The following is a 19910-nucleotide window of genomic DNA, read 5'->3' on the forward strand; positions in this document are numbered from 1 at the left end:
TGCGTCAGCACTCAGTGTTGAGTGCCTCGCGAACTGCCTCTTGTTCAACCTCGAATTGCCGCCAGACGAGTTCAAGGCCGCAGATAGGCAGCGGCCTCTGGACAAAATTGCGCGCTTCTTCAAAGATGAGGGTTTAGCTGGCTTCAGTAAGGGCGTGAGAACGTCGCAGCGTTGCGCCGAGCTACTGGAAATTCGTGATGCATACGTTCATCCCAAGAACAGGCAAGATTCGGCGGTTCTCGATAGCCTGAAGGATGGCGGCGAGGAGTGGATCATTCCCATGTCCGTCGACTTGACACTCTGGCCTCAACTCGGGGTTCCGCGAGGCACTTTTGCCTGGGATGCAAAGACCTCCGCAGTAGTTTTGGATGCCGCGTTTCGCTTCCATCACTATGTGCTCAGCAAAATTCATGCAACGGGCGGCTACGACATAGCGGCGCTATTGGCTTCGTGTATTGATGTGGCAGAGAAGCTCCGCATCACCATCCCCTTGGACGACGACCTCAAACAAGAACTGCGCACTGCCAAGGAGTACGGATTACTCCTTGAAGACCTTGGCCTCAACGCTTGGCTCGGTTAACCATCTGGATAGACCATGCAGCTTGGGATACCCGGCCTCCGAGCGATAGACGTCCGTACAGACTTGAGCTGTTGCAACGCGTCGGGAACGCAAGTTCGTAGAGCACACAGGCGGTCAATGGAGGTTGTGACCAAGCTTTTCAACTGAAGGGCCGCTTTCCAACGCGGTTCAGACATCCAAGGGAAGAAGGCGCTATGCCCGGTTGCGGCGCTTACCAGTCATTGAGGCACCATATTTGAACGGCTGCAACCAGCCTGAAGCCGACTTCTGGCTCCTAGGTCGGCTTTGCAGCGATTGCTGCCGGTCGGCTTGAACGGGTGAACTCACGCTAACGGCCACTACGCGGCCACTAGCTCTGGCAGCGTCCTTGTGAAGGTTAGTTAAATAAGGCTGCGTCACACGAACGTGACGCCAAAAGCCAGCCTCTCGTCGAAGGTGTCGAAGCCGCCCTTCCTGTGCAACGTTCGCACACGCCAAAAGTAGAACGACCGCACATCTGAGGCTGCTCCACCCGGTGACGCGCGATAGGCCGTACCTCTGGAGACAAGGGCTGTGCCACAGTTTCCGCTGATTTGGATCGAGCGAACCGGTCCCCAGCCTGCATTCCAGTAGCAAAGGTCAGCGACGACCTCACTACCGGACTTGACCTCCAGCCCTCCACCACAAGGCGTGACCTCCAACTGTCCATGCCCTGGCATTGTCGGCAAGAAGAGCCGCCCCGGATAAAGGTCGTGCTGTAGGTAGCCTAGCCGGTTGAAGTCGAGCGGCTTGGCCAGCGGCCATGCCTTGCTGTCCTCATCGGCTATCTCGTGGGGAGCTGACGACTCCACGACCGTAGTCGTGCCCAGCGGCTCCTGGAAGTCGCTTGCGAGTAGCTCTCCGGTTCTCCAAAGGTCCTTCAAGTGCTCCGCCAAGCCTTCATCAGCGACGCTGCCACCTTCCGCCTGCATCCACAGGACGACCGAGACCTCCACACAACGGTCCATCGACATCACAACGGGCGACGAGAAGGCCATCAGTTCATCGCCAGGGCGCTCTAGCTGAACCCGCTCAACGAGGCTGCGAACAGCCCCACCAATAGCCTCATCATCACCGTCGAATTCCGTTCGACCTGGAAACCAAACCGGTCGTCTAGGCCTGAGCAGCGCAAGTGTCGGGTGAACAGGTAAAGCCAACAGAGCCCGGTCTTCCGCCGTATTGGGAGGCATGCCCCAGAACGCCTCAGCAACCGCCAACGTGCGGTGGTAGGCGGAGATCATCCGCAAGGCAGTCCGAGATGAGGTTTGGCCGCTGAACCCGGCACCTAAGGGGCGCGAGAAGTGCCAAGGGTCGCCCTGAAAGGGAGCATCCGGATAGGCCTCCTTGTTCATCGACCATTCGAAAGCCATCTGGCGGACGAACGGCAGCCGCGTAGCTGCCTCAAGTTCCGTCGCGGAGGTTCTGAACACCAGCGGAAGATCCGCACCGTGTACCCCGTTGAAATCCTGTGGAATCTCGAAGTCCACAGGCACTTCTTCTAGGCCTTCGTCCGAGGTGTCCGCCCACAAACCGAGGCTCTCTAGCAATAGTTCCGAGAGGACGGACGTCTTCGGAATGCTCTCTGCTAGTTTCTGGCTGGCCTCGTACCCGTGCGCCTGCGCGGCCATCCAGAAGACGAAGAGCGCCTCCACCACTTCGGCCTCGAGCTTCCTTGTGCCGAGGAATTCAAAAAGTGCTGTCTCCGTCGCCGCCTTGGACGCCGGTGCGCCCAGCCGAGCGGCGAGTTCCTGCATGGTCCACCACCGCGCAGTGGTCGACGGCCAGCCCAGCCTAGCGACGAGGATGCGAAGGTCATCCATCATGTGTCCTTCGCCATTGCAGCGTCGAGCTCTTTTGCCCAGCGCGGCCGCTCCAGCGGAAGCGTTCGGGTGTCTTCAAGAACGCAATTCATCATCATCTCGGCGAACTTCACGGCGTCGGCAACGCGCTTCTGCTGTACATAGAAATAGACCATCAGATTCGTCGGCGCTACACGCGGCGGCTCAGGCTCTCCGAACATGCCATACGTCGTCTCAGCGACGAACTCGTCGCAACGACTCGGGTAGTGCTGCACGACCATATCCAGCCTCTCACGCGTCTTTTCTTCGCTCTCCGCGAAGCCAAGCCACGCCCCCGTCCGGATCTGCGCTTGGACGAGGTAATTCCATGCAGCCTTTGAACCACTCAGCTTGCGCCTCGTCTCAAAGGCGAGGTCATACAGTTCGAGGGTGCCGTTGATGCGCCCCTCGTCTGACTGAAGAAACCTGTCCAACGCCGCGAGAAGGCGCTTGCCCTGCCCGGCTCTATCCCAGTGCTTGTACCAAGCTCGAAGCAGCCTCCTCTTGTCGTTGTAGCTGGTCGAAAGGCTTGCAAGCAGGTCGTCGACCTGCTCCGGTGCGAACGTCGTGACGTCGCCCGTATATGGCTTGCTGTCAATGTCACCGCTAGACGAGTCTTTGCGTTGGAGCACGCCGACGTCCCAGCCGGCATGCTCCCTGAGAACACGCAGCCGCTCAGCAGCGCCATCCTGACCATTGCGTTCAAGCTGCATCAACGCGTCCTGAATCTCTGGATGAACACCGGTGCGCATAAGCGCGTCCAGCGGCCAACCGTCCCGCACGCCCTGCTCTACGTACGCCCGCAAGCTGTCATCCGCATGCGACCAATCGCCCGCGTCCGTGTGCTCCTCATACTTCCTCACCAGAGCTGGTGGGCAGAGTTTCGCCAGCAGGCGGTCTGCGGCTGAGAGCACGTGCCTCGTTCCCTTTCCGTCCGTGAAGTCCAGCACGTGGTGGACCTGTGGCGAGATCAGGCTGAGCAGCCGAAGAGCATCGTCTGGCACGACCTCCACCAGGTAGTCAATAGCGCCAACGGTGTTGTTCAACGTGGGGTCCTTGCGGTGCCCGTAACCGGTCACCAGCTCCCAAGTCTGCGTGCAGAGCTCCCGGGCGCTGGTGTTCAAGCCGTGGCTAAGGGCGATGCCGCAGAGTTGCAGAGGCGTCTGAAGATGAACGCTGGTCTCCTGGCGGATCTCAGCATCGAGCAGGACGCGTTGGGATTGGATGAAGGCCGCAGCGGCTTCATCGCTCATCCTAGTCAGCAATCCTGCCGCGTACTGAGTGCGGAAGGATGCAGAGTCAAACCACTCGCTGGCACCCGCTGCAGCCATGGTCTCCGCCGTGAGCTCCACATCGTCGCAACCGGCAAACAGGCTGCTCCCCAGCCGGATGTCGCAGGCAATGCGATGCAGCCCAGCCTGGAAATCCTCCGCCGCCGAGCTGGCGTCGTAACCCTGTCTGAAGCGCCTGAGCTGGACAGGTTTGAGCAGTTCGAACAGCTCATGAAAGTCCACAAACTCCCCCCGCCACCAGCGCTCGGCAACCTGGGCTGCAATCGCTGAGAGGGAATTCAAGAAGTAGCTGATGTTCCTCCTGTCCTCGTAGGTGGGCGCCCGCACGAACTCGAAGCAGGCTTGTCCTTCTGCCTTCATGCAAAGGCTCAGGTGAACGCCGCTGAAGAACCAATGATGAACGAGCGCCCCCAGGTCGTACTTGCGCTCGGAGTAGTCACCCTTGAGCCACTCAATGGGGATGGGCTCGTTCAGCGGCTTCGAGCTCCGTGTGCGGGCAGCCTCCAAGGCAGCAATGAACGGGGTTCGCGCCAGCTTGCTGAAGTCGTCGCGGTCAAAGATGCTCACCCCGGCCGTTGCAGCCGCACGGACGCAGACGTCGCTGAGAACACTCTTATCCGGGTCGTCGGGGGGCAGCGGGGTGGCCGCGTCCATCAGATCGTCCAGCACGCCCTCGTCAACCAGCATCTGGGCTCGCGGCATCCACACGACAGCGGAGTTCTCGCGAACCAGCTTGGCAAACGCCTCTGACGTCGCACCGATGACACCCAAGCGCGCGAACGCCTCGACCAAGAACTTGAAATCAGCAGTTCCTTCGTTTGACGAGTACCGCGTGGAGAAGCGGCTGAGACCTCTGAAACGCCGCAGTGCCTCGGAACCACAGCTCTTGGCCAGTACCGCATGTCCTCGCGCTTGCAAGGCCAATCCAAGGGCTGCCACTCGCAGGATGTCCGTCTCGTGCCGCGACGCCACAGCCTCTCGGACAACGCCGTCGTCGGCTGTCAGCCTCAGCGTAAACGACACAAGCCGAGCCATGTCGTCGTCCTGCATCTGAAACTCGCTGCCACGGACCATCCGCGCCCTGAGATGTTCAAGGCGGTAGGCGTCGGCAAACGCATTGGTATCCAGCGCCGCGACCATGGCCTCCGACAACAAAGTGTCGAACAGCGACTCTGGATAGCCCTCCTCAAGGCGGAGCATTATCCAGTCGCGGGTCAACCCGGCAATGAGGCTCTTGGGGTCACCGAGCCTGGCCTGAACCGACCAGAGCCAGTTGACGCGCAAAGAGGGCGGCGCCGATGTTTCCAACCAGCCCGCCACCGCCGGCATCAGTTCCTTGATGCGCTCGTCGTAGTCCGGTGTTGAGCGCACAAAGACGGCCAGGCTCTCGTGGAAGACCTTCAGGCCAGCCGCTGAAGAATGCAGCAGGTGCTCCACCTTCGCGACATCGGGCTGAGCAGTGCCAAGCTTCGCCGCAATCTCCAAGAACCCAGCCTTCGGCCAGAAGAAGGGAAACGCGCACACCAAGCGCAGCGTATCCTTCAAACTGGGTGGCAGCTCTTCCCACAGGGACGCGTAGTAGAACTTAACCTCCTTGGTCATGTCCCCTTGCAGCCGCTCGATATCCCAGCTGTCCAGGTCACCCCCGGCATGCTCAACCTCCGCGGTGGCGTAGATGACGTGTAGCGGGTGGCCGTTGGTCTTCTTGCGAAGCGCGGTCGCCGCCTCCTGCAGCTGGCGCTCCGACTGACCCTCATCGTCGAATCGGGTCGACAGCTTGCCCTCGTCAACAGCCTTGCGCAGGTAAGACAACACTGCGTTCTCGGACATCGCCGGCAACTCACGCCAACTGGCCTTCGGGGCTACCGCCAAGAGGTCCCGAGGAAGCTGGGCGTCGTCAACCGGCTGCGTTCCCACCAACAGAACCATGTTGTCCGGACACGGCAAGACCTGCGAGAACAAGTCGTCCAGCGGACGCTTGTCGGCGGCATTGATGCGCCAGACATGGTCCAAGCCGTCCAGAACCAGCACGAACGGCTTGCCCTTACCCTCGTAGTAGGCAGCACAAGCTTCGAGGAGCCCTCGCAAGTCACCGCCGAGTGCCTGAACGCCCGGATGAAATTGCTTGACCTGTGCCGCGATGGACTGCTCGATCGCGTAGCTGTGCACACGGTCGCGCCCCCGCTCGGTCGTCGACAGGAAGTAGTGGTGCCGTACCGTGGGAATGTCCAAGCTAGCAAGCTTGTCGCACAGCGCGCTCAAGTAAGTGCTCTTCCCGCGGCCAGGCGGCCCCGTGAGCACGAATGCCCGTCCAGCACCGGCGGCGGTGTCGCGCACGAACTCCCCGTGGAAGGTTTCGTCTGGCACCTCATATCCGAGCGGCACGAAGAAATCTTCTGGCAAGGGTGCCGGCGGCGTAGCCCGCAGGATGGTGCGTACCTGATCCAAGGAGATCCACCCGTCCGGTGGCGGGAAGTTCTTCCGAATCGCCCAGTTCAAGGCGACGTTCTTGAGGTTCGCAATACCCTCAGGCGTGCCGTGCCGGAGCAGTCGAGCATCGACCTCGTGCTCGAGCGATTCGAAGCCCTTGTCGCTGTGAAGAACCTGCAGCTGACTGAAGAAGGCTTCGCACTTCTTCTCGTCACCCAGCTCGGCGATCAACGCTGAGCGCCGAGGCTTGGGCACTTTGGCGAAGTCGATTTTCCCGCCGAAAAGGCACGCCTCAATTTCCGCATCTGGCCGACGATTCGTCTTCAGCGAGATCACGCCAACCCGAGCCGGATCCAACACTACGAAGGCGTCAAACCACTTCTGCAGCATCGACCTAGACTTCGCCGTCTTGCCGGACTTCTCGAGCATCCACTCCCAGCTCAACGCGTGAACGGCCGGGTTCGGTGTGTACTTGACTTGCTCAAGGTCGACGAGGCCGTCAACGCGCTCCGCCACGATGTCGTCCAATCCCTTCGGCGCATCGACCTCGTCGTCACACTCGAACTTCACTCGGGTGTAGCGCGTCGGTGCGTCGAGCCAATCGCAAAGAAGCCTCAGCCCCTGGCGATTCTGATAGACGTAGCCGGCGGCAGTTATCGCAGTGTTTTTGATCTCTTCAGACATGGAGCAAAGGTATCAGCTGGCGGAGCCGAAGCTGCGCAGGAGTGGCAGAAACTGCTCAAGGAACATAACATGCCTAAAGAGCATATTGACTCCCTGGCAAGGAGGCTCTTTGCTGTGCTGGAGGATGCGCTTGCAATTCTGAGTTCCCAAGGCGGCTCGATTACAGCCCTCAGTAAAGTAGGCAGTCATGCCGGCTGTGGTCGAAGGTCAGGTATTGATGTGAGCCGTCGCTCGGTTTGAGCTAGGCGATCGGCCGGAATCAGCCTGAAGCTGCCTCCAAACATCAACTTCTGCTTTGCAGTTTGCGGTCGATGGGTGGCGCCTCGCGACCGCTAAGAAGAGCAGGTTGTACAAGTCGGGATCGTAGGTGAACTTGACTACGCCATGATGCAAGCCTGACGGCAGGTTGAGGCGGGTCAAAAGCGCGTCCTTAGTAGGACGAGAAAATGGCGCTACATCTCAAGAGGTCGGGATGTAGCGCCCTACGCTCACCGTAGCGGGTCGCGTGTGATGGCCGGATGGCAGTGCCCAACGATGCAAGACGACTCTAGCGGTACCCGAATGCTGAAGCCAGACCCACGCCACTTATACGGCGCATAGGTGGGCCCATCCAGCAGCTCCTGGAAAATCGACTCAAGAGCAATGCCCGCGAACTCTGCCACCGTGCCGGGATGAAGGTCTTTCAGCGGAACATCGCACACAAAAAGCGTGGGAGCGAAGCGCCCCTTCAGAACGCGTCGGTAGTCGCGCGTGCCCCCAAGATTTGCGGCAAGCGCGGTCAGATATTCGCTGCCATAGAGCATGTAGTGACCGCACATCTCTTTCAAGAACCGCTCATTGGCCTCGAAGTAGACACGGCCCTCCCTCGTGACAGGGCTCACGTACTCCATGGCACTTTTCAGGTTGTCCTCCGACAGCTCCGGGTAGTCGCCGCTCAGGAAAATCTGGCGCGCCTGTTCATGGAACTCATCAATCACCAGAGGGCGAAGGCCATGCTCGTAGAACGAATCGACTGTGGGCGCAGAAGTGCCATGGCAGGCGCGAATCGCGCGGTAGCGGTCAAGCAGTCGTTCTGCCAATTCGGCCTTCGAATCGACATGGATGCCGCGGACCTGCAGAACGAGCTCGTCCAGCCAGCTCAGGTCATCGGATACCAGATACTCGGGAGGGTTGCTGCGAAATGCCTTCTTGACGTCCGGCCCAATGACATGAGACATCAAGCGCCAGATGTCAGGGTGCCAAGTAGCGTGCCGGTCAAGGTCCCAAACGTGCTTGGGTGCAGGCTGCCGCTCACTCGCCGTGGTACTAAGCAGCCGGGAAGAAGTCCCCATCGTCTGGGTGAGCCGGGCAGCAGCAGAAGCGGCATTCCAGTCGCGGAAGCCCTTCTCTCGGGCAACAAGCTCTAGTGCCGCCCCGCGCTTGAGCACCTGTCCTCCAAGAGAATGCTGCGCCTGTAGCTCTCCCGCTCGCGCCTTCATAGCGCGCAGCAAATCATCGCCTTGAAATTGGTTATCCATGGTCTTCCCATAACCGATGCGCTTCAAAGACGTGGTTCGCGTTACGTCGGCACCGGAGAGGAACCAGTGGACGGAGAGAAAACTAGGGCAGATTCACCATGCCCGTGGCGGGCGCGAACGGCGGGGCTGCCACCCCATGCGAGCCATTATAGGAGCGCATGGGCGCGAGCGCTAGCTGCGAGGCATATGTCAGGGCCCCGTTGAAGCCAGTGACTCGCTCGTCGATGTTCCCCTGCTTCAGGGCGACACATCAGCTTGTGGCCGATGTGTGACCTCTCAATAGTCCATATGATGTGCTCGATATCCTTGATGCGGAAGCACTGACCACTTTTTGGAGGGGTGTTCGAGACAACGGAGCTGGAGAGTAGAGACAGCTTTGGCGATTTGTCCAGCTCGAGTGCCTTGGCCTGAGCGTCGACATCCGCATTCGAGCCGTCGGGGAAGCTGATGGCGGCCAACCGGAGTATGCAATTGACCCCAGATGCTGCAGGACAACGCGCAAAAAAAGCACAGTGAAATATTCAGAAGCTTGACTCACTCGTAGAGAATTCTCTTTGTGATGTAGAAGCCGCCGATCGGTGGTCTGCGCAAGCTTCCTGAATGGCTTTGCGGGTGAGGGGAAGTTTGGGCAACGCAGACATTTTTTGCCTCAGCCCCTTCACCGCTGCGCAAAGAATTCCGATAGTCAGGTGTGTCCCTGAGTTCGACATATACCAGTCCAGCGCGGCTACCCGAACGGCTTGGGCAAGCGAAGCATCACGTTGATGCCAATCTCGGCGTTGCGTCGATGTGGTCGGAGGGAATGAGCGGGCTTGTATGGAGTTCTGTAACCACAGCCTATCGTTTCGATACAGCCACGCATAAGCGGCTGGATCCAATCTTCTCCATTCATTGGATGAGGCTGCAGGAAAGGCGTCCCGAATCGTTTGCCAGGATTTGCGTGAACGTTTCTGCGCCTTGATGAATCGTGCTGCGCTCCATTGAGCGTGTAGGCCTGGTTCGGTCAAAAGAACCCGAGTCACTGTTGCCACCGAAATGCTTACCAAAGATGCAGCCACAGCCTTGTCTACGCCACGCTTGAGCTGTAGAACAAGGCGGGAACGGACATCGGGTTTCAACAGCTTCGGGCGTCGAGGACTCTGGATACCCTCACTTGCAGCCCATGCCATGGCTGTCGCGACGGCTACCCCTGTCAGCTCAGCTGCACGGGACACCGACTGTCCGGAGTGGATTTTTTCGATGAGAGAGGCTCGAAGCAGTTCTTTGGGATCGGGCGCCTCCTGTCCGATCAATACCTGACGCGGAAAGTCGATGGCATCACAATCTAAACTGGCATTGTCCAGTTCATGATATGCGGCCCAAAATGACTCCCAGGAACCGAACAGCAAAATAATCAGGGGCAGATGGTTCAGTGGATGCCGACTGACTCGAGGACTGGTGGAGTGCCCCATTCTGAGCAATCGACGTGAAAAGATCCGTGAGTCCAGCCATGGCCAGGAAACCGTCATGAGGCTCGCCGTCAATACGGATGCGAGGGCCTGCTCAAACCGCTTGTGATCAACCCTTGATGAAGCAGCGTGCACGAATCCTTGTTCGACGAGTTTAGCCTTGTAGAGTCGGTTCAACCTGTCCTGAACGAAGGTGAAGGAAATAGGCAATTTCCATAGCGCCAATGCGGCATCAGCCAAAAGATGCTCTTCACCCCTGACGTCATGGTTCTTCAGCAAGTTTCCCAGGTGGGCTTGCCCAGGAAGCCTCCAGTCAAACCTGTTCTGCCCTGACACTTTGTCTGTCGCAACGAGCAACGATGTCTGATGCAAGGGACATATGAGAACACCAGGCACTTGATGGTCAACATGCCAGTAGGCCACTCCGTGTTTATGCTCATCTGACTGCATACATGCAGGGCATGCTTTGAGTGGGTGGCCTGCACCGAACTGGGATGCTGCTAATCCCATCTGCGCTTTCAAGGATGGAGCTGACCCTGTGGACATCTGGTTCAGCCAGTTTTCACACTGGTGCTCTGGATGAAACGGAAAATAGAAGGGAAGCAGGGTGCGGCCAACGATGATTTCTCGGGCTGCTCCAAGAGCACCAAGCGTGCGGTCAACCAGTGTTTGTACGTGCGCCGGAACGTCGTGTGCAGATCCGGCATGGTGTGTCCCGAAGAGCGCTATGCAGCTCTGAGCGGGGATTCGATATCCTGCAAGGTGGTGGTACCGACTACACAAACTGAAAAGCGTCTCTCCTGGCAACCACTCCAGAATAGGATGGAGTGGAGCTAGGTAGTCAGATGATCCTGTAGAGATCATTTATTTATGGACTATCCGGGTGTCATCTTTCCGTCGACATCCTTCTCTCACGGAAGGCGTCGAAGTAAATGTGAAAGATGGCTCTGGGATATGCCCAATTGGGCGGCCACGCCCTTCTTGGATAAGCCTGTTTGGAGCAAGGAGCGGGCGTTGGCAACTCGCTCCAAATTTTGATCAGACGGCCTCATATGTACGCGCCCTGGCGACAGCGCCCTAGCGGCCCCAAGCCATTCGTCAGCGGCTCCTATGCGGGTGTACCAGTCGGAAACTACCCATTCTCCAGGATCAACATACCGGCGTAGGGCGGTGCAGGTGTGCACATCATCGAGTTCACAAAAATTGCTTGGCAAGAGCTCGCGCACCCGAGGGAAGTGGCCGGCGCTAAGCCCTTCTCTGAGGTGATGAAGGGTGTGTCCTCCATCACCGACATGGAGCCCCCATAGAAGTCCAGCAATGGTTTTTTCTTCAATGTGGCCATCGTGGCCAAAAGCGGTCACGAACTCTGTCCGAGACCATCCAAGCTTCACCACCACACGCTTGGCTAATCTTGCTTCAGAGGAGATCTGAGCATGCACCTTTGGTCCGTCGGCGTCGACGCGAATGCTTTGGGTCTGGCTATGTCTAGCACAGCGAGTTGTCGCAGGCATGGCGAGCCTGTAGCACACGGCGCAGCGCACGCGCGGGAAAATCCCAAGGGCGCCAAGACCAATGATGGCGAGTGCCTCACCCGTCTGTCGGCGGCATTGCCCGTGAGTCGTCCATTCCTGGCACAGCATCTGGTAGCCAGCTCTCAACAGCCGAGCCGGATTACGCATCAACATGCCAAGCCGAGGTCGCAGTGGCAAGGGCAATAGCTGCGGCAGCGCAGCGAGCCATTCGTTGCGCGCTCGGTCTCGGGGAAGAGCGGGTGATGTCAAGGCGATCGCCGATGGACTTCCTTTGACCCAGGATTCGCTGACATCTGCAAAGCTGGGTATCTGGCGCAGCAGATGCTCTGGTGACCAGTCGCAAGGAAAGGACCACTTGCGTTGAAGGGATGAATGATTGGTCATGGTTGCAGCTTCAGCACTGGTCCTGAGTAGTTCCAGCGCATAGCCCCCTTCGAGCATGACATCCCCCGTTCCACGGCCATGCCGCCAGTGCAGTTCTGGGCACAGAAATCCCTGTTCATCCATGACTTCGTGCCCGTCGCGATCGAGTCTCCTGTGCGTGGGATGGAAGCCATCTCTCCTTGCCGCCTCAGTGAGTGGCAGCCAGCCGAGCGCAAGCATGTGGGTGTTGATGTTCATGGCGCTGTGCACTTTAGACTCAAAAATGCCTGATATGTGTGCACTTGACAGCCACGTTTCACAGCCAGTGCCTGATCGGTCGCTTCATGCCCTAACCTTGCATTCAATTGCAACGCTTTTCACTTCTCTTCAATGAACTCACTTTTGAGTGCAATCCAGGTCAGCAGGTATTTAGGCATCTCAAAAAGAAGCCTGGAAACCCTGATTGCGCGTGGAGAAGGCCCGCAATTCCTGTGGGTTGGGAGCCAGCGTCGCTGGACTCAGCATGATCTGGTTGAGTGGACTCTTCAGAGGGTCGGAAAGCCAGTTAAGGAGGGCCAACCTCTACAGCGATAACACAAGTTTTTAAACAAAAAACGCCAGCACAAGGCTGGCGTCTTAGGGCTATCGGTGCAAAGCACAGAATCGCTGTTGGCGCATTGATTCTAGGAGGTCTGCACAGGTAGTCAAGTCATACGCGCGCCCATACGGCGCCATGTAGGAGTTGGCGATGGCGATCAACAGAATCAGCGAGTCCCGGCTGCGTCTCATTCAAAAGCGACAGTTGCGGGACGCATGGGGTAAGGCCTATCAGGCGGCCATCTGGGCAACGCCCACTGAGGCACCAGGAATTTCCACTCCCACAATCTTGCATCCAGCCAAGCTGGGTGGCCGGCCCATGCATACCTTGAGCAGGCCAGAGACCTGGGCGGCACTGCTGGCTCTGTACCATCCATGTGTCTGGGACGTGCATGAGCAGCGCATGCTTTATCCCGGTCCGCGGCCCCATTTTCTGGATAGCCATCCTGGGACCGTAGGAAAAGCTTTCAAGCCCCTACGGGGGACATTGGCCGTGGCAGAGGAAATGGGACGCTTGAGCAAGCATCCCAAGTGTCGTGTGCAACAAGGTGAGTCGAATGTGTGGGCACCTTTTCCATACATTGGCGACCTGCTTCTGTTCATCAACGGCGCTGCCGGCCCTCATGCTGTGAATTGGAGTGTCAAGGACAAGCGCGACGATTTCCGTCGGCGGGGACCTATGCCCGGCAAGCCCCAAACAGAGGGCTCCGAGCTCTCGGCGTTGCAACGGCATGCATTGGAGGCCACCTATTACCAGGACGCCGGCATCCGAACCCATCAGGTTGCCGGTCGAGAAATCGATGCCACCTTGAGGTCCAATCTTCACCGGTTGTTCCTCAGTCACGCAGAGCCTGTACAGCTATCACCAGCGGTGTGCCTGAAGCTTTGCGAGCACTTTGATCAGATGGTTGGGAGTTCGACACCAGCCTACAAAATCGTGCGCGAAGCTGCACTGCACTTGGGTGTTGAGACGTTGGTCATGAAGAATGTTCTGGAACAAGGCATTTGGCACCGTCGCATCCAGGTTGATCTCTTTGAACCGGTATTGCTTGATCGACCGCTGGTACCCATGCGTGAAGATCCACTGGGCGTTTATTGTGACTGGTTCGCCGACGGGGAGGCGCAATGAACTTTGGCCAACAACTGGAAGTGCCCGACGGGCTTGGCAGTCTTGCCGCGGGGACTCGCTACTACTACTCCGGCAGAAGTGCTGACCATGGCATCTTGCTGATTTGGTTCTACAGGACAAAGGACAAGCAATGGCGAGTGAGCTATGTGCACATGTCTGCCAGACTTGTGGAAAAGGAGTTAACCAGATCGCCGCCGGGCATCAAGCCATGCCAGTGGCAAAACAGCTTGCCTCCAGCATTGGTTGATCTTGAGGGCATCAACTGCGATGAGTTGTCTGAGCATGCATTCAAGCGGAAAAAATCCCACCTTGATGACGTGCAGCATCGACTTGAATCGATCTATCCGTTGCTAGATCATGAGCAGGAGATTTTGCAGGCACAGAATCCATTGAAGGAAATTGCGCGTATTCAAAAGAGGCTAGGGCTGGGATCACACGTTCACCGCCTGCAATACTGGTTTTTCTCCTATCTGTTACACGGTCGAAACCTTTGGTCCCTGAAGCCGAATACGCATAGAAATGGGACCTGGTCGCGGAGAGACGAGGTGCACTCAGAAAAGAAGTTTGGACGGCCACACGCTGGTGGAAAACGCCGTGGATGGTCATCCACATATTTTCGTGAACAAGTCATTGAGAGTTACCTGTCCAGATGCGGCTTAGGTAAGACCATGCGATCCATCCACAGCTTGGCGTGCACCGAAGATTTTGGCTGTATCACGATCTTTGACGATCAAGATCGTCCACAAATGATCCACCCGATGAACAGACCTTTTCCCACCTATGGTCAGTTCAGACAAATAGTAATCAACAAATTCGGTTTGAAGCAGGTTCAAAGTACCGTCTACGGGCAGGCCAGAATGCGCAAGGATGCTGTTGTGGATGAGGGGAACTACTCGGCTCAATACGCTAATGCACTGGAGTCACTGGAAGTCGATGCCTACCGCTGCGACGACCGGCCCATTGGGTCTGCGTCGAGTGACCCCTTGCCGGCGCTGATTGTTGCCCGCGCGATTTGTGGAGTTACAGGAAAGCGCCTTGGGATTGGATTCTCCATAGGCGGTGAGAGGCAGGAGGCATACAAAGCAATGCTTGTTTCAATGACGATGCCTGCAGAAATGCTCGCCAGGGTGTATGGCCTCCCCAAAGATGCCATACGTGGGCATGAGCCAGTTATGGCTCGCTCTGTGCTGTCTGACCGAGGGCCGGCGGGGCAGCAGTCGTTGCTGGATGGCTTGGAAGCGAAGTTTCCGGTGAAGTCGATCACGACGTCTTATAGCGGTCAATCTAAGCCAACGGTCGAGTCTTCGAACCCCCGATCCACTGCACTTGAAGGAGCTCCTTCATTCATACAGAGTAGCCACACTGTGGCCAGCATGATGAAGCGTGAAGTGCTGCGCACACTGGCTGAGAACTATCAATCCAACATCATCGATCGCTTGACCCCCAACACTCTGCATGAATTCCACACACTCTCTTATCCAGCGACGCCGCACTTTTATTGGAAGTATCTGAGTGACAGGCTTCGCACCTGTGCCCAAAGTATGGACTGGCGTGATGCCATCCGCGTGTTTGCAACGCCGGCCCGCTTCAAAGTAGACAAGGCAGGTGTTGAATGGAAGGGAGTCACTTTTAGCTCCACGAAATTTCGCGAAGGCTTGCACGAGAAACTCATGCGTCGCGGGGTGGAGGACATCGCGGGCTACACGCTCAGCCTGGTTGTGCGATGCGTCTGGGTGGAAGTCGACGGCAACTTGCATGCGCTGGAGCCAAACCTCCGCATCCAATTCGACCAAGAAGAGCTCCTGCTGCCATTGTCCTCCTTGATGGATATTGAACAGGTGAAAGCTGAAGTGGATTCGGCTACACGCGAAGCCGCCCAGGCGTCGCTCGCTCATTTGCACAAAACAGTCAAGGAGCAGACTGGTCTTGAGTTCAGCGCCGGGCAGCGTCGCGGTGGTTCTCCTAAGAAAACTGGAGCGGCCCATGCTGAGGCGAAAGCTCTGCGCGGTGTGCAATGGAGGCGCGCGTGAAATCGAATCCCTGGTTGGCGCCGTACCTCATTGGGAACAGCCCTGATCGCTATGTCCAATTGGAACATCGCGCGGTTGCCCAAAGCATCAAAGGTGAATCCATTGCCGCACGCGCTGAGGTTCTCAGAGCCCAAATGCGCGAAGTGTTTCTTTGCGGAGATCAAACATCCTTGCTGTTAGACCAACTGTTGGCGATCGGGGAGGGGCATGCACTGACTCACTACGGTTCTTCTCAGCAGGTTCTAGGAGCCCTTTACCGCCAAAACCCATGGGGTGATGGCGCGCAGCCGGCACTTATGCTGACGGGCCTTGCAGGAACTGGTAAGACCCAACTTATGCAGGCCATGAGATGTTTGCTTGGCGCGCGCGTAGGCTGTGTGGATCTCCCTGGTCACCGCAACCTGGAAATTCAGCCTGCTTGGTTCATGTCGTTGCGCGAGGGGAACACTCTCAACTCCTTGCTTGGTCCTTGGGTAATTCCCAATAGGACGAGCAGCGAAGGAGTGGAAATTTCGAAGAAGAAGGATCTCAAACAAGCACATCTGCTGCAACTTGCTCGGCGAGTAAGTCGGAGGGATGGGGTGTGCATCATCTTTCTTGATGAGTTTCAATTCATCACCAATAGCCCGCAGGCGAATGCTCTGGCGATGACGCTGTTACTGCAACTCCTCAGTGTAGGTCCACGGGTCATCTATGTGGCTAATTACAGTCTGGTGCGAAGATTGATGAATCGGCGCCAGGAGGATCGCCATCGCGTACTGGTCAACCATCTGGAGCTCCAACCGGATGCCATGGATAGCGCTGATTTCCTAAACTACATAAGGGAGTTGACCAGGATAGCCCCTGCGGATTTCCGTTTTGAACCTCAGGTGGTTGCTAGCCTGCTACATCGCTACACATATGGCATCAAAAGAGCTGTAGTAGAGCTGCTCGTAAGCGCCTGGACACATGGCAAGATCCATCGTGGGGCGCAAGCGGACGTTACAGAGTCTGACCTGAAAGCTGCTTATGCGTCGTCGGGATACATGCCATTCCGAAGCGATGTTGAAGCTCTGTGGCGCCATTCCGTCGGGGACAAAAACATCAATCCTGATCTGCTGAATCCACTGCGGTTTGAGACACCGGAAAGCAATGTAGTTGTTGCCCAGGCAGCGATTAACGATTTCAACCGGCGTGTCAATGAGCGACACGTCGAAGGCATGCTGACGTCCAGCGAACGAGAGGTTCTTTCAAAGTTGGCGCCGTCACGCAAAGCATCGCCCTCTGTGGGCAAAGTTCGGCGCTTGCCTGTAGGGGCTGCATCCAAAGAATCACTCCTCGACGTTTTTTCTCGCTTAGGAGATGACTTATGACCTTGCTTGGATAAAGCGGAGTGGGTTAAACGACTCACCAACGCGTCCATCACCAAGGAGGGCAGCACGCCTCTAACGCCTCGCTGACGTTCCGCGATGTGTCTTCTTCCAGAAGCGGATTCATCAGAGGACGCTGCCTATGCCCAGAGGCTGATGCAAAACCAGTTAAATTAACCCCGGACTCCAAAGCCTTGTGCTAATGAAAGTGGGGGGACGTTGGTCCAACGACAGGTTTCAAGTGAGCGACGGACAGTGGCCGTCAGTTGCAGACCGATAGGTTGCTGAAAGTCCGCTCTAACTGCTCACGAACAGGTACTGCCGACCCCTCTCGGTCGTTCGGAGGTGGGACTGTGCAGTCGGAAAGAGGACGCTCAACCTTCGACACGATCGACAGTGTCGTAACCAACCCTCCCGACCGTGGATAGCTCCATTTGAACAGGGGAGGCAAGATCGACGCGCTAAGATCATGACAAGATGCAACCGCGAGGTGACGGCCCTCCAGTGGTTGCCACCTCGCCCGAACGAAAGAAGCAGGAGGGGGTAGTCATGTCGGAGATCGATGCGGAGCAGGCCCTCGAGCGCCTGATGGCGGACGACCGCCTTGTGCAGCTGTGCGAGTTGCAGAAGACCGGCGACGAGGTGCTGGACGTTATCTCCCTCTCCGAGAACCAGCACTCGGACATCCTCGCGTGGCTGCTCGACCCACGCGAAGGGCATGGCCAGGGCGACCAGATACTGCGCGATCTTCTAGTGGCCGCATCTGTGCGGTGCGCGTCGGGGGAGAGCGGCCTCGACGGTCGTGGAACGACCGCCCGCTTCTTCGGCAACTGGCCGCCATCGCGCTTGCGGACCACCGGCTTCAACGCCGCGTTCACAGCCCGTGAACTCGGGCTGAAGGCGTCCGAGCGCGTAGACCTATTCGTTATCGATCCCCAGAACAAGTTCATCCTCCTGCTCGAGAACAAGGCAGGGGCCACCCACAACGACAGACAGCTGACCGACTACCGCGACAAGTACCTGGAGTTGGTTGCCGGGAACCCGCACCTCAAGGAGTACGCCCCGATCTACCTCGCCCTCGATCGCGAATACGACGTCGACGACGACGGTGGTCGCCCCCGCGAGGATGCGTGGCTCCACCTGGGGTACGACTGGCTCAAGACATCCGCCACCCGGGCGTTGCAGCACGTAGGCCGTGGCAATGCTTCGGCCCGACTCGTAGTGAGCTATTGCAACCGCCAGACCGACTGGTCGAGCCCCGAGAGCGAACAATGCACTGAACTGGCCGCGGCTCTGCACCACGCCTATCCCCAGGCAGTGAAGCACCTGCTGGAGTTCTCGCATGGCCGTATTGAGCGGGAGTGGCTGACCAGCCGCCACCCCACGGCAGCTCATCTCTTCCTGCTGCAGAACAAGAGCGTTGCTTCATTGCTGCGGGAGACGAAGGGCATGGCGTCGGTGAAGGCGGCGCTTCATGGCAGTTTGCCCGACTTGCCTGACGACAACATTCGTCACGCAAGGGCCTGGCTCAACATCTGCCTCGCAGGGTGGGAGCAGTTCGAAGGCGAAGACTGGTGGCCGGTGTACGTAAGCGTTTGCTTCAGCGACGAAGGGAAGACACGTTACGACGCCTGGCTGGTGTGGAGCTCTCGATGGGCCCGGAGCGAAGAGGAGGCGGAACGCCTGCGGATCCGGCTCATAGGCTTTGACCGCAAGTTCGGGCAGCGAAGCGGCAGCCTATGGCGTCGCGTCAACCTTGGGAAGAACATGACCTTACCCGAGCTCGCCAGCGCCGTAAGCGACGTCAGCAGGAGATTGGAGCAGACCGCCTCAAGGTGACTCTCAAGTCCTCCTCGCCACCTGCTCTTCACGGTTGCACTCCCCCATGGCACCCGCTGCGGTCCGGAGCGCGAGCTGGGCCCAAGGCCCCACTGGGCTACGTGAGGCCGCTTGGCTCGGTCAGCCCTCTGAAGAACGCCGACCGGACCGGAGCCGGGGCAACTGACTGCCGACGGGCTACACGGCCTGCTGCAACTTGTCGGGCACATAGCTCCTTGGTATGGATGCGCCCGCTCTTAAAGCGGGCGTTCCCATTCGTCCGCTCCTGGCCGGTAGCACCAGTTCGTGGACCTCGCTGATAGCTGCCCTCTCAGGCTTGGCTCGCGTATCGGGATGTCTGCTGCCTGGCACATTCGCGTGATCACACTATCGGCCGATTCTGTTGAAAAACTCGAAAGCTGTTGAGCAGCCTACGTCGGTCGGAAAATCTACCTTTCAGATCGCTCTAGGAGCGGCGATCTCACATGTGGGAAGGGGTAAGGCACCCCCAAAAACATGATTCAAGGAGGTGCTAGGGAGTTTTTCAACAGAATCGGCCAGAAGCAGTCACTGAAGATATGACTTGCTTTGCTATAACCCCAGTTGTTATGCAAAGGGGAAAGCATGAAAGATGTATTGAAGAGAATTGCTCCGAGTCTTCGTACGCTCGGCTTTCAAGGATCCGGCCAAAACTATCGAAAACGCGATAAGGATTTCGTCTTCATCATCAACTTTCAGGGAAGCAGAGGGGGAGACAGCTTTTTCGTCAATCTAGGGGCACAGCCCATATTCATTCCGGCGGAAGGGAATGCGGATGTAAAAAGTTTGAAGGAATACGAATGTGTTTTCCGAAAACGGGTGGGAGAAGATTGGCCATGGGAAATCTCTGAGGAAATTTTTTCTCAGCTAGAGAGAGAAGTGGTGTTGGTACAAGCCGAATTTTTTGGGAATGCACAGACATTGCCAGAGGTTCTAGCAACAGGTGCCCCGCATGACTTGCTGAAGAAGTTTGGTAGTGAGGTCGCATCGAGCCGCACAGTTCTTCATCTGGCACGTGCAGCGGTCAAGCTGGGCCATATTGAGACGGCCCAAAAGCTCGTTAGCTTAGGGAAAGAACTTGCCAATGAGCAGGCAGTGATCTTCAAATCCGAGCTTGAAAAAGTCCTCGGCGAGCACCCAAAACACTGAGTATTCGCCTATAGCTGCTCTGGGTCTACAGGGACTTTCCGGCAAGTCAACCGTTGACCTTGCATATTTCTGCCTCCGTCGTTGTTTAATCAGCGAT

General features: G+C 57.6%; 12 protein-coding genes and 1 pseudogene. 7 read left to right on the top strand and 6 right to left on the bottom strand.

Annotated features, from left to right (window positions below; genetic code table 11):
* Positions 1-40: 40 nt before the first annotated feature.
* Complete coding sequence (locus AB6724_RS17030; RefSeq protein WP_369339718.1) at positions 41-580, top strand: hypothetical protein; 540 nt, start codon at positions 41-43, stop codon at positions 578-580.
* 395 nt (positions 581-975) lie between these two features.
* On the opposite strand, the gene AB6724_RS17035 is transcribed toward AB6724_RS17030, so the two are convergent.
* From AB6724_RS17035 to AB6724_RS17060, 6 genes and pseudogenes are all read right to left on the bottom strand, one after another.
* Positions 976-2418 carry a multidrug DMT transporter permease gene (locus AB6724_RS17035; protein ID WP_369339719.1) on the bottom strand — a complete coding sequence of 481 codons (1443 nt, stop codon included), beginning with the start codon at positions 2416-2418 and terminating at the stop codon, positions 976-978.
* Positions 2418-6842 (bottom strand): ATP-binding protein, encoded by a 4425-nt coding sequence (locus AB6724_RS17040; RefSeq protein WP_369339720.1) that lies wholly within the window; start codon positions 6840-6842, stop codon positions 2418-2420. The genes AB6724_RS17035 and AB6724_RS17040 overlap by 1 nt, the downstream gene beginning before the upstream one ends.
* 488 nt (positions 6843-7330) lie before the next feature.
* Positions 7331-8359 carry a glyoxalase superfamily protein gene (locus AB6724_RS17045; protein ID WP_369339721.1) on the bottom strand — a complete coding sequence of 343 codons (1029 nt, stop codon included), beginning with the start codon at positions 8357-8359 and terminating at the stop codon, positions 7331-7333.
* A 521-nt stretch (positions 8360-8880) separates the two neighbouring features.
* The gene (locus tag AB6724_RS17050; RefSeq protein ID WP_369339732.1) at positions 8881-10086 is read right to left on the bottom strand and encodes a TnsD family Tn7-like transposition protein; all 1206 of its coding nucleotides are present in this window, start codon (positions 10084-10086) and stop codon (positions 8881-8883) included.
* Positions 10087-10173: 87 nt separating this feature from the next.
* Positions 10174-10671, bottom strand: a pseudogene (locus AB6724_RS17055) (TniQ family protein); the annotation flags it as partial.
* Between the two features lie 47 nt (positions 10672-10718).
* Positions 10719-11960 (bottom strand): hypothetical protein, encoded by a 1242-nt coding sequence (locus AB6724_RS17060; protein ID WP_369339722.1) that lies wholly within the window; start codon positions 11958-11960, stop codon positions 10719-10721.
* Between the two features lie 132 nt (positions 11961-12092).
* On the opposite strand from AB6724_RS17060, the gene AB6724_RS17065 reads away from it, so the two are divergent.
* The 6 genes from AB6724_RS17065 (at position 12093) to AB6724_RS17090 (ending at position 19813) form a co-directional block, all read left to right on the top strand.
* A complete protein-coding gene (locus tag AB6724_RS17065) occupies positions 12093-12296 on the top strand; it encodes a helix-turn-helix transcriptional regulator (protein WP_369339723.1) in 204 nt (67 codons plus the stop codon).
* 154 nt (positions 12297-12450) lie between these two features.
* Positions 12451-13428, top strand: a complete 978-nt coding sequence (locus tag AB6724_RS17070; RefSeq protein WP_369339724.1) for a PDDEXK family nuclease — start codon at positions 12451-12453, stop codon at positions 13426-13428.
* Positions 13425-15458 carry a hypothetical protein gene (locus AB6724_RS17075; RefSeq protein WP_369339725.1) on the top strand — a complete coding sequence of 678 codons (2034 nt, stop codon included), beginning with the start codon at positions 13425-13427 and terminating at the stop codon, positions 15456-15458. The genes AB6724_RS17070 and AB6724_RS17075 overlap by 4 nt, the downstream gene beginning before the upstream one ends.
* Positions 15455-16810 carry a P-loop NTPase family protein gene (locus tag AB6724_RS17080; RefSeq protein ID WP_369339726.1) on the top strand — a complete coding sequence of 452 codons (1356 nt, stop codon included), beginning with the start codon at positions 15455-15457 and terminating at the stop codon, positions 16808-16810. The genes AB6724_RS17075 and AB6724_RS17080 overlap by 4 nt, the downstream gene beginning before the upstream one ends.
* 546 nt (positions 16811-17356) lie before the next feature.
* On the top strand, positions 17357-18646 hold the full coding sequence (locus AB6724_RS17085; protein ID WP_369339727.1) for a PDDEXK-like family protein: 1290 nt from the start codon (positions 17357-17359) through the stop codon (positions 18644-18646).
* Between the two features lie 603 nt (positions 18647-19249).
* On the top strand, positions 19250-19813 hold the full coding sequence (locus AB6724_RS17090; protein ID WP_369339728.1) for a DUF4304 domain-containing protein: 564 nt from the start codon (positions 19250-19252) through the stop codon (positions 19811-19813).
* Positions 19814-19910: the final 97 nt, after the last annotated feature.

The organism is Comamonas guangdongensis (genome assembly GCF_041079535.1).
GTDB classification, from domain to species: domain Bacteria; phylum Pseudomonadota; class Gammaproteobacteria; order Burkholderiales; family Burkholderiaceae_C; genus Comamonas; species Comamonas guangdongensis.

Coding starts and splice junctions, on each gene's coding strand:
- AB6724_RS17035 (WP_369339719.1), bottom strand. CDS start 2,418: ATGGATGACCTTCGCATCCTCGTCGCTAGGCTGGGCTGGCCGTCGACC.
- AB6724_RS17040 (WP_369339720.1), bottom strand. CDS start 6,842: ATGTCTGAAGAGATCAAAAACACTGCGATAACTGCCGCCGGCTACGTC.
- AB6724_RS17045 (WP_369339721.1), bottom strand. CDS start 8,359: ATGGATAACCAATTTCAAGGCGATGATTTGCTGCGCGCTATGAAGGCG.
- AB6724_RS17060 (WP_369339722.1), bottom strand. CDS start 11,960: ATGAACATCAACACCCACATGCTTGCGCTCGGCTGGCTGCCACTCACT.
- AB6724_RS17065 (WP_369339723.1), top strand. CDS start 12,093: ATGAACTCACTTTTGAGTGCAATCCAGGTCAGCAGGTATTTAGGCATC.
- AB6724_RS17070 (WP_369339724.1), top strand. CDS start 12,451: ATGGCGATCAACAGAATCAGCGAGTCCCGGCTGCGTCTCATTCAAAAG.
- AB6724_RS17075 (WP_369339725.1), top strand. CDS start 13,425: ATGAACTTTGGCCAACAACTGGAAGTGCCCGACGGGCTTGGCAGTCTT.
- AB6724_RS17085 (WP_369339727.1), top strand. CDS start 17,357: ATGTCGGAGATCGATGCGGAGCAGGCCCTCGAGCGCCTGATGGCGGAC.
- AB6724_RS17090 (WP_369339728.1), top strand. CDS start 19,250: ATGAAAGATGTATTGAAGAGAATTGCTCCGAGTCTTCGTACGCTCGGC.